Consider the following 13,630-nt stretch of genomic DNA (forward strand, 5'->3'; position numbering starts at 1 on the left):
TGAGGATTATTCAGGTCAATTTATTTGAAAGGAAGCTATTAAGATCACTCTTTATGCCCGATAAAAAATGGCGAAAATAAGAAGAACCTCAATTGAGGCTCTTCTTATGAAAATTGTGGGACAGCAGTGCATAGACGCTCTTTTTTATGGCTTTATTTAAGGTTGAACGCTGTAACGACTACTAATGGCAATACGGTTCCATGCATTAATCACAATGGCCAACCATTCAACCGCACTGATTTGTGCATCGGTTAAAAAGGGCAAGGCATCTTCATAAACAGCATCCGGTACTTGGCCATCTGCCACTAAAGTGATGGCTTCGATCAAGGTTAATGCCGCACGTTCTTTTTCATCATAATATGCCGTTTCACGCCAAGCGTTGAGTAGGCTGATCCGTTCAATAGTTTCACCTGTTTGCATCGCATCTTGCGTGTGCAGACGAATACAAAAAGCACAGGCATTGATTTGAGAGGCTCTTAATTTTAATAAATGGGCAAAACCTTCAGACAGTTCTGCTTCGGCAATTTTTTGCATGGCAAGTGCATCAAGTTCAGCAATTTTTTTATATAGTTCCGGTGCAGATTGACCCAAATTAATACGTGACATTGTTCGCCTATCAAAATTTTAAATGTACCTGAAATTTTAAATCCGTTATGGTGAAGGGCAAGCCTAATTTGAGCGAATTTATGACGACTTTTGTACTGGCACCTGACTCATTTAAAGAAAGTATGACGGCTCAGCAAGCTTGTGCTGCCATGCAACGCGGTATTAAAAAAGTAGATCCGCAGGCAAAATGTATTCTTGTGCCTATGGCCGATGGCGGGGAAGGTACGGTCGATGCATTGGTTGCAGCATGTGGTGGTCAAAATATTCAGGTTGAGGTGTCAGGACCGTTAGTCGATCAAAAAGTGCAAACTTATTTTTGGTTGATTGATGAGGGCAAAACCGCTGTGATTGAAATGGCAAAAGCCAATGGGATTCATTTATTAAGCCCTGAATTGCGTAATCCGATGCTGACCTCGACGTTCGGTACAGGTGAAATGATTCGCGCCGCCTTAGCTCTGGGTGTATCAAAAATCATCATTGGTTTAGGTGGTAGTGTGACCAATGATGCAGGCGCAGGCATGGCTCAGGCGTTGGGAGCGAAGTTCTTAAATACACAGAGACAGGAAATATCAGTCTGTGGCGGCAACCTTGATCAGATCCAAAGTATCGACCTGTCACAACTCGATGCGCGTTTGGCCCAGACAGAGATCATTATTGCCAGTGATGTCAATAATCCGCTCTGTGGCGAGCAAGGTGCGTCTGCTGTATTTGGACCATAAAAAGGGGCAGATGCAAAGATGGTCAGAACCTTAGAGCAAAACCTCAATCATTTTGCCAATAGGGTGGAGTCCACGCTGAAGGTTGAAAGGCGACATATTGCAGGTGCAGGAGCGGCAGGTGGCTTAGGTTTTGGTTTGATGGCCTTTACCGGTGCAAGCATCCGCTCAGGTGTAGAGTTGATCATCGAAGTATCGCAATTAGCTGAAAAAATTTTGCAGGCCGATTATGTGTTGACGGGTGAAGGTAAAATCGATGTGCAAACTCAATTGGGCAAAACACCTTTTGGTGTGGCTCAGGTGGCGAAAGGGTTGAATAAGCCTGTGATTGCCTTTGCCGGTTTGGTCGGTGAGGGGATTGAAGCGCTGTATGATTTAGGCTTTACACAGATTATTGGGATTAACCCACCAGACTGTACTTTAGTGGATGCATTGAAAAATGCCGAAGTGAATTTGGAGCAAGCCGTAGGAGTATTTGTACACACTTTGATTGATGATGTGTAATTTTTTAAATGTGTTTACACTCTTGCAGAGTATCCAAACTTCTTGTTATTCAGATGATATGTCCACATCACTAAATAACCGCAGCATTCATGTGGCCTGACACGAAGCCCATTCTTTCTAGATTTTCATACCAAGTTTTCTGTAACTAGCTCTGTTAAACTAGCCATCATCCTGAGCGCGATGAGACACCATGAGTTTAGCCAACCTGATTGATGAATTAAATCCTCAACAAAAACAAGCCGCAACGACTGAAGCACAACATAGTTTGGTCTTAGCAGGTGCAGGTTGTGGTAAAACCAAAACCATCGTGGCACGTGCAGCCTACTTGATCGATCAAGGTGTGCCGGCCAATCAAATTCAAATTTTGACTTTTACTCGCCGTGCCGCAAGTGAAATTGTGGCGCGAGTGGAGTTGGCTTTGGGCGATCAAGCTAAAGGCCTGCGCGCCTCAACGTTTCATACTTTTTGTATGTATTTACTACGTCGAATTCCAAAAGCATTTGGTCTAGAGCAATTTTCCATTATTGATCGCGATGATCAGCTGATGATGTTCCGCTTGATTCGTGGGCGGGACGATAAGAAAAATCCCAATCATCTACCCAAGCCGAAAGAACTGTGTGATCTATATTCCTTTGCACGTAATACACGGCAAAAACTTAGCATTGCACTGGAAAAGCAAATGCCTGAGTATTTTGCGTTAAAAGAGCAAATTGCCGACATCATGAAAGAATATGAAGCGCGTAAACGTACGCGTAGCTTTCTGGATTATGATGATATTTTGGCTATTGTGGCGAAGGCTTTGGCGGAGTCAGAAGGGCTAGTGGATTATGTAGCTTCCATTTGTCGCCACATGTTGGTTGATGAAATGCAGGACACCAATCCTTTACAATGGGCGTTATTGGAGCCGCTAAAAGAACGTGTCAGCCTGTTCTGTGTGGGTGATGATGCCCAGTCTATTTATGGCTTTCGTGGTGCGGACTTTGAAAATATTCACCATTTTAAAGAACGTGTGCCCAATGCACAAATTTATAAGTTGGAACAAAATTATCGTTCAACTCAAGAAATTTTAGACCTGTCGAATTGGTTACTTGATCAATCCGAAATTAAATATGACAAGCGTTTGGATGCTTATCGTGGTGAAGGTGTGAAACCGAAAATGCACATCTTCCCGAATGAGTTTGATGAAGCTAAATGGATTGCGATTGACATCAAAGAGCGTCACTACCTTGAAGGCAGTAAATGGTCAGATCACATGGTTTTGGTGCGTTCAAGTTTTGCGGCAAGGCATATCGAGGCGGCATGTATTGCGGCAAATGTACCTTATCGTTTTATTGGCGGCATGAAATTACTAGAAACCGCACATGTGAAAGACTTACTTAGTGTGCTGCGTGTGGTGGTCAATCCGCTGGATGATATTGCGTGGATGCGTTTTCTGACTTTGTGGAATGGCGTGGGCGATGTCGGGGCGAGTAAATTGTCTCAGCAAATTTTGCTCGATCCGGATATGCAGGTCATCAGCGAAAAACTGGAAAAATTTGGCAAAGTGCCGAACCACGCCATTTTGATGATGAAGCAAATGTCTGTGCTTAAAGATCAAGTTCAAGAATGTATCAACCTCGCTATACAGGCGATTTCTGAACAGCTGGCAGAAAACTATAAAAAGGATTGGAATCGTCGTCAGGGTGATTTTGACTTAGTGAAACAACTGGCTTCAAAACATGCACAGCTCAGTGAGTTTTTGGAAGAATATGTGCTCGATCCGGTTTCAATCTCAGAAATCGAACGTCAGTCCGACACCGATGTCGTGACCTTGATTACCATTCATTCGGCCAAAGGGACTGAGCAAAAGGTCTGCTATGTAGCGAATGTGACACCGGGTCAATATCCAAATTCACGTGCGCAAGGCGATTTTGACGAAGTGGAAGAAGAACGTCGTGTCTTGTATGTGGCTTTAACACGTGCACAAAATGAATTGATTTTGACCAAGCAAAACTTAAATCATTGGGCGCGGGAAACCGTAGATGAGCAGGGTCGTAAAATTGAAAGTTATTTCCTGAATGATTTAACCCGAAACCTCTGTAGTTTAGAAACGCATTACAAACCCCGCCAGCAGACGGTGAAGAGTGCATTAATTGAAAGAAAATCGATTAATTTAGATTTTGGTATCGATCTCGATTAAAATAGATTTTTGACGTGATTTACACGCAAGTTAAAAAGCACAATAGACCAATGCTTTTTGATGATGCGGTCTATTTGGAAGATTGAATGAAAATTTTAGTACGTAACTTAGAGCGTTCAATTACTGAAGCTGAACTGGTTGAATTATTTAAACCTTTTGGCGCAGTAGAATCTGCTGTCGTAGTTATGGATGCGGAAACGAAAAAATCAAAAGGCTTTGGCTTTGTTGAAATGCCAAATGGCCGTGAAGCGGTGAAAGCCATTAAAGGGCTGAATACGCTAAAAGTGAAAGGTATGGGCATTCGCGTGAAGTCTGCGGAAGACCAACCAAAAGCATAAATAAAAAAGGAGCAGTGGATTGCTCCTTTTTTATGTTTAAAAAATAGCCAATAAAGTAAGTTTTGTGATCTTGATGGAGGCATCATAGAAAAAAGCCGATTGCGAAAAAAATAAACAAGATTTAATTTATATTACTCTCCAATTCGCCATTTCAATGGAATCACTCATGTCTCGTGTTGCTCGCTTTCATGCCGATCGTACCAATCAGAAACTTTATTTTGCACGTTTATCGTGCCAGCACGTAGAGCAAACAGAACATGTTCAACAAGCTCAAGCCCATCGTGAAGCTGCGGTATTTCATTTGCAGGGGGCGCTATTGGCATTCTTGCAAGAACTGGTACGTTACTATCGCTTAAATGATCCTACACCGACATTAAAATCAATTGAAACACTCATGGCTGAAAAGGGGCAGATTTCTCCCGAAGTTACGGTCATGCAGCAACTGGCGAAGCAAGGATTTATTGCCGAGTTGAAACGCGCTTATCGTTTTTGTCAGTATGCGCCTGAACCTACTGCACCAGAACCTGAAGATGAGACCTCATCAAATTTAATTATCAAAGTGACGCAAACCCCGCAAGCGTGGTTACCTGACAGTGCGATTTTACGTGAATGGCACCGTGAGCTTACACAATTGATCGATGGCTTCCGTAATGAAATGGTAGAATTTTAATCTGATCATTGGTACTTGAATTTAATAAATTTAGCCCGATATAAGATTATCTAAGTAATGCAAAGTGCGGATGCTTTTGTCACCATGTTGCGCATGGAGGTTATATGTCTATAGAACAGTTGAAAGAATTATTTGGGAACCAGGAAGCGATTCTTGAGTTGGTTCAATTGGAAGGTGGTGAGTTAGCATTACGCAATGCAGGCTCCGAAAAAGATCCCTTGGTCACCATCCAATTCAATGAAGAATTGCGTAATATCTTGGGCGACCAAATGAATGTGATTGCTCAACAGATGATTCAGGCTGCGCTCTTTGGTTTGTTGGAAAAACAAGTAGATGAATGGCATGCCGAAGTGGTCGATGAAAAGCCTAAATTTATGAGCTAATGCCTCTTGTTATGACCAATAAAAAACACACCGATGAGTGTGTTTTTTATTGTGCGTGAAATTGAATGCTTAAATCGTTTCAAGCTCGGTGGGAGAGAGAAACATGGCACCTAAAAACACTATAAAGATCCCAATTAGCTGCAAGAAAAATGGATTTTTGGCATCTTGCCAATACAAGATCAGAAAGACAATCGAGATGGGATAAAACAGTAAACAGCCAATTCCCCATAAAATACTGTTTTTAAAAGCAGCGATTAAAAAGCCTAAAGCACCCAGGAAAATGATGGCCAAGCCTAAGTAGATGATGAACATTTTTTCTCTCGTTTTTGTTGGAGTGTATTTTGGGCAGTATATTTTACTTATGGTTATTTTATATAGTTATCTTTTAAATTCAATGTATTGCATTTTGGGTTACTGGATAAATAGATCCAATTTGTGTATTTAAATATGCCTTGATCTGCAATATAAAAAGAAGGCGATACATTGCTGTCAGGCCTTCTTTATGTGTTGCCTATCTAATGCGTCGGCGTTTGATGATGCGCGATTTGAATTTGATTTAAAATATGATTACTCATATTTTTCGCCATTTCTTCTTTGGCATAGTAGACCTCACCAATGTTGTCACGGCGAATCACTTCAGCTTCTTCCTTACTTTCTGCACAGACTAAAACTTGAATGGATGGATTCAACGTTTTCGCAATATCGACAATCTTATGAATATCTAAAATATCCATTGGGGAGATAACCAATAGGCGTGCATGTTGAATATGCGCTTGAATCAGCACGCCGGGTTCGGTGGCAATCCCAGATACCGCAGCAATGCCTTTTTCACGCAGATCCTCAACAATTTCACGGTTTTCTTCGGCAATCACCACTTTAATGTTTTCATGCATTAATTCACGCGTAATACGCCGCCCCACTTCACCGTGGCCAACAAGTACCACTTGATCGCGCAGGTAATCCTGTGAGACCTCATCCGGCAACATGGCTAATGGGTCACCACTACGTTCAAGCAAACGGGCCAAATTCGAGCGCTCACGAATCAGTTTTTGTGCAGGTTCTATAGCTGAGAATACAAAATAGTTAAGTGTAATCGAAATTAGGGCACCAGCAAGAATCAGGTTTTGGCCTTCCATGGAAAGTAAATTGAGCGATACCCCCAACGTTGCCAAAATAAAGGAAAATTCCCCAATTTGTGCCAAGCTCGCACCGACGGTTAACGCCGTATTGATGGGATAGCGGAAAAACAGCACTAAGGCCATCGCGGCAATGGTTTTACCAATCATGATAATGGCAACCACAAACAATACATGCAGTGGTTGCTCGATTAAAATGCGCGGGTCAAAGAGCATCCCGACAGAAACGAAGAATAGAATTGAAAAAATTTCACGAAGTGGGAGTGTTTCTTCTTCAGCGCGATGACTAAAGTCAGACTCTTTCACCACCATGCCGGCAAAGAAGGCGCCCAAGGCCATCGATACGCCAAAAACTTTATATGCGCCAAAGGCAATAGAAACGGCAGCAGCAACTACGGTTAAGGTAAATAATTCACGCGAACCTAAACGGGCCACCACTTGCATAATCATCGGGACCAAACGTTTACCAATGATGAGCATGAAGGCAATAAAGCCCATGACTTTTAGTAAAGTTATACCGAGGGTGAGCCAGATATTTTCATCCGCAGCATTTTCAGTTAATGGCTGTCCACCTAGTAGGACTGCCGTTGCAGGTAGCAGCACAAGTACGAGGACCATGACCAGATCTTCAACCAACAACCAGCCGACCGCAATTTTACCGTTGACTGAGTTGAGTAGGCCTCGATCGCCTAAAGCTTTGAGTAGAACCACCGTACTTGCACAGGATAAGCTTAAGCCAAAGACCAAAGCAGAGCCCATATTCCAGCCCCAGAGCATGGACACTCCCATGCCTAGTAAGGTTGCAACGGCAATTTGCAATATCGCACCGGGCAGGGCAATACGTTTGACTTGCATCAGATCGTTGAGCGAGAAATGCATGCCCACACCAAACATCAGAAACATGACGCCGAGTTCGGCCAGTTGATTGGCAAGATGAATATCGCCGACGATACCGGGAGTGTTTGGGCTAATAATAATACCGGCAACAAGATAGCCGATGAGGGGAGGAAGTCGAAGACGTGCAGCAATATAGCCAAAAATTAAGGCAAAACCAAAGCCGACAGCAAGTAATATTATGAGTTCTACATCATGAGGCACTAAAAACTCCTTAAGCCTATGTTAAGGGTAAAAATGACACGCACTGAAAATGTCAAAAAAAGAATGCTAAAATTTTAGCAATTTGAATAAAAAAAATGCAAAAAAAAACGACCCAAATAGGTCGCCTTTTCCAAAAAACTAAAATTATTTGATTTTAGCTTCTTTGAAGATTACGTGTTGACGGATTTTTGGATCAAATTTTTTGATTTCCATTTTTTCCGGCATAGTACGTTTGTTCTTAGTGGTGGTGTAGAAATAACCTGTACCAGCAGAAGAAACTAGGCGAATTTTATCACGCATGTTCGTAGCTCCTTAGATCTTTTGACCTTGAGCACGTAGGTCAGCAACAACCTTTTCGATGCCCAATTTGTCGATAATACGCATACCTTTTGTAGTTAGACGAAGACGTACAAAACGTTTTTCGCTTTCTAACCAGAAACGGTGGTGATGCAGGTTCGGCTCGAACCGGCGTTTAGTTTTGTTGTTGGCGTGTGAGACGTTGTTACCAACGACTGGACGCTTGCCGGTAACTTGGCAAACCTTAGACATGGTGTAACTCCATTGATTTAGCCAACAGCAAATCTGTATGGCCAGTCAAAAAAAACATTGAATTCATTCAAGGGGCGTTTTATATCAAAAATGCGCTTAAAAGACAAGCGATTTTGAACAAAACGCAGGATCAACTAGTGTGATCGTTCATGCCTTGATCATTTAGCGAAGAAGAGTCTTCGAAATCAGTCTGTGAATCGGCTTATCGAACGGCGGAAGTATGAATTTCAAACTATAAAGTTTGGGATTCGACATCACTGAACGTTCATGCGACAAACTGAAGAAACCTTCTGGACCGTGATATTTCCCCATACCCGAAGCCCCCACACCGCCAAACGGCAGGTCATCTTGGGCAACATGAGTTAATACCGTATTTTGTCCGAAATGTCCTGAATGGGTACGTTGCGCGACATAATCGGCACGTGCCTGATCAAAGTCGAAATAGTATAAAGCAAGTGGGCGCGGTCGGCTATTAATAAAAGCAATAACCTCGTCTATTTGATCATATTCCATGATCGGAAGGATCGGACCGAAGATTTCATGCTGCATGATTTGCATCTCTGGCGTTACCCCAGTGAGCACGGTTGGCGCGATCTTACGCACAGCATCGACATCTTCTTGTTGCGGATTGAAGCTAATAATTTGAGCACCCTGATCACGGGCATTTTCTAAATAGCCCTGCAAACGATTGTACTGTTTATCATTGATAATTGAAGTGTAATCCTGATTATGCGCAATGCTTGGGTACATCTCTTCAACACATACTTTGTAGTGATCTAAGAATTCAGCAGTTTTGCCACGCGGTAAGAATACATAGTCTGGCGCAACGCAAGTTTGACCTGCATTCCACAGTTTACCTACCGCAAGACGTTGTGCTACATCGGCAAGGTCAATCGATGGATGCACCAGTACAGGGGATTTTCCACCCAATTCTAAAATAACTGGAACAAGATTTTCTGCCGCTGCGGCCATCACGGTTTTACCGACATTGGTTGAACCAGTAAAGATGATTTTATCGAAAGCCAAATGGCTAAAGTCATCTGAAATTTGACCGCCACCATTGACTACCGCCACCAACTCTTGTGGGAACGCTTCAGCGAGGGCTTTTTCAAGCACAGCACCAAATGCAGCAGATGAGCTGGAAATTTTGATCATAGCGTGGTTACCCGCCGCCAAGGCACAAATCAATGGGCCGATTGACAGCAACAACGGGTAGTTCCATGGGGCAATAATCCCCACCACACCTAAAGGTTGATATTGAACCCATGCTTTCGCCGGTTGATGGATAATACCGACATGGCGCTTCGACGGTTTCATCCAACCGGTTAAATGCTTGCTATAATATTTAATATGTTCAAGACAGGTCAGTAACTCACCAATTTTGGTTTCACCGACAGAGCGGTTACCGTAGTCTTGATTAATTGCATCAGCAAATTGATCTTGATACTTAACTAAGATACGCTTAAGCCGAGCCAATCGGTCTATACGTTCCTTTGCAGTTGGCAAAGGGTAATGTAAATAAGCTTGTTTCTGCTGTACCAGCATATCGTTGAGTTGCTGGTGATCAAAAGAATGCGGTGTCATTGAAGTTGTTTTTGTTTGACTGTTCATGTCGCACGACCATATCCAAATTTAGCGATTAATTAAATTTTTAGAGCGAATACTCTAAATAGTCAAGTTACTTTATGTGTTAGGGTTCTAATACATTGAAATAATGGTTGTTTTAGAATGTCTCAGACCAAAACTTTAAAAACGAAAGAACGTATTTTGCAGCTGAGCTTGCAGTTGTTTAATGAGCGTGGTGAGCGTTCAGTGACAACCAATCATATTGCAGCTGAGCTCGGGATGAGTCCGGGCAACCTGTACTATCACTTCCGCAATAAAAGCGAAATTATTAAGGAATTGATGGAGCAGTATCAGCATGAAACGTTGGAAATGCTGGCACTGCCGGATGATCGTCTACTCGATGCCAATGACAAAATCCGTTATTTCCAAGTGTTGAGTAGCCAGTTATGGGCGTATCGTTTCTTACATCGTGATGTCTATCATTTGGTGGAAAATAACGAAGATTTCCGCAAAATGTACCCACGTTTTGCTAGTCAGGTGATGCAACAAGGTCAAAAAATTTACAGAGCCTTTGTCGCAGCGGGTTTGATGCAAATGACCGACTCAGAAATTGAGGCGTTGACCATCAACTTATGGATTGTGCTGACCAACTGGACCAACTTCTTGTATATGTCGGGTCATCTTACTGATTCGAATACTTTGGAAGAGAAATGGGTGTGGCAAGCACTGCGTCAAATGGTGTTCTTGGAAGGGGCATATTTACGTGGCGAAAGCCGTGAAACCTATGAACGCCTGCTGGAAACTTTAGGGCCATCGGACTTATTTGCCAGTCTTTCTAGCGTAAAGCATCAGGATACTGAGTAAGGCTTTAGTCTAGCTTTAAAACGCGTTAGAATACTCGGCTGTTTTTTAATTTAACATTAAGTGATATCAACCAACATGAATATGTCGACCGCTAACACAGCACGCTTACTCATTACCTGTGAAGATAAACCGGGTATTGTGCAAGCTGTATCGAGCTTTTTGTATCATCAGGGAGCAAATATTACCGCACTTGATCAATACGCGACTGAAGCTCAAGGGGGGCGTTATTTCATGCGTGTTGAGTTTGAGCTGGATAATTTGCAAAGCCGTAAAGAAAGTTTAACTCAGACTTTCGCAACCAATGTGGCAGAGCGTTATGACATGCACTGGCGTTTGGCTTTGGTCAGTGATGTGAAAAAAGTTGGTATTTTGGTCTCGAAAGTTGACCATGCATTGCTTGAATTGTTATGGCGTCATGCACGTGGTGGTTTACCGTGTGAAATCACCAAAGTGGTATCGAATCACGAAGCTCTACGTGAGTCTGTAGAAAACTTTGGTATTCCGTTTGAAGTTGTTCCTGTCAGCAAAGAAAACAAACGCGAAGCCTATGAAAAAATTGATGAATTGATGCAAGGCAATGATTTACTCGTCCTCGCACGCTACATGCAAATTTTAGACGAAGAATTCGTGCAAAAATGGGAAATGAAAGTGATCAATATTCACCATTCTTTCCTTCCTGCTTTTGTCGGGGCAAATCCGTACAAGCAAGCGCATGAAAAAGGGGTCAAACTGATTGGTGCAACTGCGCACTATGTGACTGCTGACCTTGACCAAGGTCCAATTATTGAACAAGACGTCGAGCGTGTTAGTCACGACTTTACCGTTGAGCAGTTGCGTGAGTTAGGGCAGGACGTTGAGCGTAATGTTTTGGCACGTGCAGTGAAGTGGCATCTTGAAGATCGTATTATTGTTGACGGGAATAAAACCGTGGTATTTCAATAATACGTGAACAATGATCAGCTCAAAAAGGCATACTTAAAGTATGCCTTTTTTATTTTATGATTAGAAAAAGTCATTAAAACTGACGAATTAATAGTTGCAAATGAAAACACTTCTCATTTATTATTGCCGTACTTTAATTGTGCTAACCGATGAGCATGATTGCATTTTCGAAGTTGAATTGCAGTCGCTTCTTCAAGGTAACTAATTTTAATGAGTCAATCTCCCGCTCCAATGATGCAATCTCCAAATCCTATGAAAAAGAAAATCATCACTGCATTGGTTGCAGTTGTGATTGGGCATGTAGGGGTATTGTGGGCGGTCAGCAACATGAAGACACCAGAACTTACACCGGTCGAAAAAGACCCGATTAAGGTACGTTTTGTGAAGATTGTGGAGGAGAAGAAACCTGAACCTCCAAAACCAAAAGCAGAACCGAAGAAAGAGCCACCAAAGCCTAAAGAAGTCAAAATTGTAGATAAACCGCTACCGCCACCACCGAAAAAAGTGGATAAGGTAGAGCAAGTGAAAAAGAAAGATGCACCCAAACCGACAGTGAAACCTGTGGAAAACGTTCCTCCGGCTCCTGTTGTTTCAACCACAGTCTCTGAAACGAAAGTGGTTCGTGTAGAACCAGCGCCACCTGCACCTGTTACGCCGCCACCCGCACCTCCAACTCCGCCAGCACCACCTACTCCAAAAAGTGTCAGTATTGGTAATGGGGTGAGTTGGGTGAAACAACCTAAGGTTCAATTTGACGACGGTGAGTTGAAAGCTTCGTGTTCGCTTGACGTTGCCATTGCTGCCAATGCAGAAGGCAAGATTGAATCTGCAACGGTGAAAAACTCAAGCTGTGGTGCAGCAGTGAACCGTAAAGTGACTGCAGCAGTGAAGCGTGCACGCTTGTCCAAATATATAGAAAATGGTGTGGCTACGCCGACGCGTGTTGACCAACCATTTAACTTTAAACTTAAATAAGATTCCGGCTAACCCATTAGGAGTTCGAATATGAACTTTTCAGTTTATTGGCAACATGCAGATGCAGTCAGCAAAACACTGTATTTCGTGTTACTCGCAATGTCGATTGCGACTTGGACCGTTTTTGTCCTGCGCATTATGGGCACTCGTCAGTTAAAGCAAGTAGCGTATGATCACCTTGCAGATGCACTAACTAAACTGAAAGCAAAACTTACTCCTCTTGGTTTTGAGCAACGCAAAGCTGTAGCTGAACAAGCATTGTTACGTCAAATCTCAGTTGAAAAAGCCAATGCAGAAAAGGGCGTTTCAGTCTTAGGTACGATTGCTTCAATTGCACCATTCGTAGGTTTGTTTGGTACAGTTTGGGGTATTTTCCATGCACTTGTTGCAGTAGGTAAAAGTGGTCAAGCGGGCTTAGCGCAAGTGGCAACACCTGTAGGTGAAGCACTGATCATGACGGGCTTAGGTCTAGCTGTCGCAATTCCTGCTGTATTGGCATATAACATCTGTGTTCGTTTTAACCGTACACTTTCAAATGAATTGCAAGATCAAGCACATGGCCTATTAATTGACACCATGTTGCAACAAGAATCTGCTGTAAAGAAAGATGACGTTAAAGCAACTCAGCAAAGTTTAGCTGGAGGTCAAGCTTAATGGCTTTTCAATTGGGTGAAGACAACGATGCTGGCATGAATGAGATGAACCTCATTCCGCTCATCGATATTATGTTGGTATTGATGATCATCTTCTTGGTGACAGCGACAGTTGCCAACCCATCAATTCCATTAACCTTGCCACAAACGACTGCGGAAGTGATTGATCTGCCTGCTGAAAGCGTCACAATCAGTATTAACTCAGCAGGGGATATTGCTTGGAATGGTGATGTGATCAGCCTTGAAGAGCTAGAAAGCCGTTTAAATACAGCAGGTCAGCAGGCAAATAAACCTGCACTGGTGTTAAAAGCAGATAAAGAATCACGTTATGACACCGTTGCTCAAGTGATGTCGCGTGCGAGTGGAGCCGGACTCAGCGATATTGCATTTGCTACTGATCATTAAGATGGATAGATCTCGAAGATAAAAAAGCGACCCAGTGAGGTCGCTT

General features: G+C 42.8%; 15 protein-coding genes and 1 pseudogene. 10 read left to right on the top strand and 6 right to left on the bottom strand.

The annotated features are described in order from the left end of the window. Positions 1-156: 156 nt before the first annotated feature. A complete protein-coding gene (locus ACN6OV_RS03195) occupies positions 157-606 on the bottom strand; it encodes a carboxymuconolactone decarboxylase family protein (protein WP_427949597.1) in 450 nt (149 codons plus the stop codon). Positions 607-686: 80 nt separating this feature from the next. Between ACN6OV_RS03195 and ACN6OV_RS03200 the strand changes: the two are divergent. From ACN6OV_RS03200 to ACN6OV_RS03220, 5 genes and pseudogenes are all read left to right on the top strand, one after another. Beyond that, a pseudogene (locus tag ACN6OV_RS03200) lies at positions 687-1,826 on the top strand (glycerate kinase family protein). A 190-nt stretch (positions 1,827-2,016) separates the two neighbouring features. Further along, positions 2,017-4,005 (top strand): ATP-dependent helicase, encoded by a 1,989-nt coding sequence (locus ACN6OV_RS03205; RefSeq protein WP_427949599.1) that lies wholly within the window; start codon positions 2,017-2,019, stop codon positions 4,003-4,005. 86 nt (positions 4,006-4,091) lie between these two features. Next, positions 4,092-4,343, top strand: coding sequence for an RNA recognition motif domain-containing protein (locus ACN6OV_RS03210; protein WP_427949601.1), 252 nt, complete (start codon positions 4,092-4,094; stop codon positions 4,341-4,343). A gap of 166 nt (positions 4,344-4,509) precedes the next feature. Then, the gene (locus tag ACN6OV_RS03215) at positions 4,510-5,013 is read left to right on the top strand and encodes a DUF6586 family protein (protein ID WP_427949603.1); all 504 of its coding nucleotides are present in this window, start codon (positions 4,510-4,512) and stop codon (positions 5,011-5,013) included. A 104-nt stretch (positions 5,014-5,117) separates the two neighbouring features. Continuing rightward, the gene (locus tag ACN6OV_RS03220; RefSeq protein WP_427949605.1) at positions 5,118-5,396 is read left to right on the top strand and encodes a hypothetical protein; all 279 of its coding nucleotides are present in this window, start codon (positions 5,118-5,120) and stop codon (positions 5,394-5,396) included. 69 nt (positions 5,397-5,465) lie between these two features. Here ACN6OV_RS03220 and ACN6OV_RS03225 read toward each other — a convergent pair whose 3' ends face one another. From ACN6OV_RS03225 to ACN6OV_RS03245, 5 genes are all read right to left on the bottom strand, one after another. Then, complete coding sequence (locus ACN6OV_RS03225; RefSeq protein ID WP_427949606.1) at positions 5,466-5,708, bottom strand: hypothetical protein; 243 nt, start codon at positions 5,706-5,708, stop codon at positions 5,466-5,468. Positions 5,709-5,911: 203 nt separating this feature from the next. Continuing rightward, complete coding sequence (locus tag ACN6OV_RS03230; RefSeq protein ID WP_427949608.1) at positions 5,912-7,630, bottom strand: cation:proton antiporter; 1,719 nt, start codon at positions 7,628-7,630, stop codon at positions 5,912-5,914. Positions 7,631-7,774: 144 nt separating this feature from the next. Then, entirely contained in the window at positions 7,775-7,930 is a 156-nt protein-coding gene (gene rpmG / locus ACN6OV_RS03235) for a 50S ribosomal protein L33 (protein ID WP_001205031.1), read from the bottom strand. A 12-nt stretch (positions 7,931-7,942) separates the two neighbouring features. Next, positions 7,943-8,179 carry a 50S ribosomal protein L28 gene (gene rpmB / locus ACN6OV_RS03240; RefSeq protein WP_000048256.1) on the bottom strand — a complete coding sequence of 79 codons (237 nt, stop codon included), beginning with the start codon at positions 8,177-8,179 and terminating at the stop codon, positions 7,943-7,945. Between the two features lie 162 nt (positions 8,180-8,341). Then, complete coding sequence (locus tag ACN6OV_RS03245; RefSeq protein ID WP_427949610.1) at positions 8,342-9,790, bottom strand: coniferyl aldehyde dehydrogenase; 1,449 nt, start codon at positions 9,788-9,790, stop codon at positions 8,342-8,344. Between the two features lie 117 nt (positions 9,791-9,907). On the opposite strand from ACN6OV_RS03245, the gene ACN6OV_RS03250 reads away from it, so the two are divergent. The 5 genes from ACN6OV_RS03250 to ACN6OV_RS03270 all read left to right on the top strand — a co-directional run bounded on the left by ACN6OV_RS03250 (position 9,908) and on the right by ACN6OV_RS03270 (position 13,584). Then, positions 9,908-10,609, top strand: coding sequence for a TetR/AcrR family transcriptional regulator (locus tag ACN6OV_RS03250; RefSeq protein ID WP_427949612.1), 702 nt, complete (start codon positions 9,908-9,910; stop codon positions 10,607-10,609). A 75-nt stretch (positions 10,610-10,684) separates the two neighbouring features. Then, entirely contained in the window at positions 10,685-11,551 is an 867-nt protein-coding gene (gene purU / locus ACN6OV_RS03255; protein WP_427949613.1) for a formyltetrahydrofolate deformylase, read from the top strand. A 210-nt stretch (positions 11,552-11,761) separates the two neighbouring features. Further along, a complete protein-coding gene (locus ACN6OV_RS03260; protein WP_427949614.1) occupies positions 11,762-12,526 on the top strand; it encodes a TonB family protein in 765 nt (254 codons plus the stop codon). 30 nt (positions 12,527-12,556) lie between these two features. Beyond that, positions 12,557-13,180 carry a MotA/TolQ/ExbB proton channel family protein gene (locus tag ACN6OV_RS03265; protein WP_067763754.1) on the top strand — a complete coding sequence of 208 codons (624 nt, stop codon included), beginning with the start codon at positions 12,557-12,559 and terminating at the stop codon, positions 13,178-13,180. Next, complete coding sequence (locus ACN6OV_RS03270) at positions 13,180-13,584, top strand: ExbD/TolR family protein (protein ID WP_427949616.1); 405 nt, start codon at positions 13,180-13,182, stop codon at positions 13,582-13,584. Before ACN6OV_RS03265 ends, ACN6OV_RS03270 begins: the two co-directional genes overlap by 1 nt. Positions 13,585-13,630: the final 46 nt, after the last annotated feature.

Origin of the sequence: Acinetobacter sp. (assembly GCF_050285345.1) — a bacterium.
In the GTDB taxonomy this organism is placed as follows: Bacteria; Pseudomonadota; Gammaproteobacteria; order Pseudomonadales; family Moraxellaceae; genus Acinetobacter.

What these genes read in the sequence shown, in the direction of transcription:
- ACN6OV_RS03245 (WP_427949610.1), bottom strand. Translation starts at nt 9,790, where the DNA reads ATGAACAGTCAAACAAAAACAACTTCAATGACACCGCATTCTTTTGAT.
- ACN6OV_RS03250 (WP_427949612.1), top strand. Translation starts at nt 9,908, where the DNA reads ATGTCTCAGACCAAAACTTTAAAAACGAAAGAACGTATTTTGCAGCTG.
- ACN6OV_RS03260 (WP_427949614.1), top strand. Translation starts at nt 11,762, where the DNA reads ATGAGTCAATCTCCCGCTCCAATGATGCAATCTCCAAATCCTATGAAA.
- ACN6OV_RS03220 (WP_427949605.1), top strand. Translation starts at nt 5,118, where the DNA reads ATGTCTATAGAACAGTTGAAAGAATTATTTGGGAACCAGGAAGCGATT.
- purU (WP_427949613.1), top strand. Translation starts at nt 10,685, where the DNA reads ATGAATATGTCGACCGCTAACACAGCACGCTTACTCATTACCTGTGAA.
- ACN6OV_RS03210 (WP_427949601.1), top strand. Translation starts at nt 4,092, where the DNA reads ATGAAAATTTTAGTACGTAACTTAGAGCGTTCAATTACTGAAGCTGAA.
- ACN6OV_RS03205 (WP_427949599.1), top strand. Translation starts at nt 2,017, where the DNA reads ATGAGTTTAGCCAACCTGATTGATGAATTAAATCCTCAACAAAAACAA.
- ACN6OV_RS03225 (WP_427949606.1), bottom strand. Translation starts at nt 5,708, where the DNA reads ATGTTCATCATCTACTTAGGCTTGGCCATCATTTTCCTGGGTGCTTTA.
- rpmG (WP_001205031.1), bottom strand. Translation starts at nt 7,930, where the DNA reads ATGCGTGATAAAATTCGCCTAGTTTCTTCTGCTGGTACAGGTTATTTC.
- ACN6OV_RS03270 (WP_427949616.1), top strand. Translation starts at nt 13,180, where the DNA reads ATGGCTTTTCAATTGGGTGAAGACAACGATGCTGGCATGAATGAGATG.
- ACN6OV_RS03265 (WP_067763754.1), top strand. Translation starts at nt 12,557, where the DNA reads ATGAACTTTTCAGTTTATTGGCAACATGCAGATGCAGTCAGCAAAACA.
- ACN6OV_RS03195 (WP_427949597.1), bottom strand. Translation starts at nt 606, where the DNA reads ATGTCACGTATTAATTTGGGTCAATCTGCACCGGAACTATATAAAAAA.
- rpmB (WP_000048256.1), bottom strand. Translation starts at nt 8,179, where the DNA reads ATGTCTAAGGTTTGCCAAGTTACCGGCAAGCGTCCAGTCGTTGGTAAC.
- ACN6OV_RS03215 (WP_427949603.1), top strand. Translation starts at nt 4,510, where the DNA reads ATGTCTCGTGTTGCTCGCTTTCATGCCGATCGTACCAATCAGAAACTT.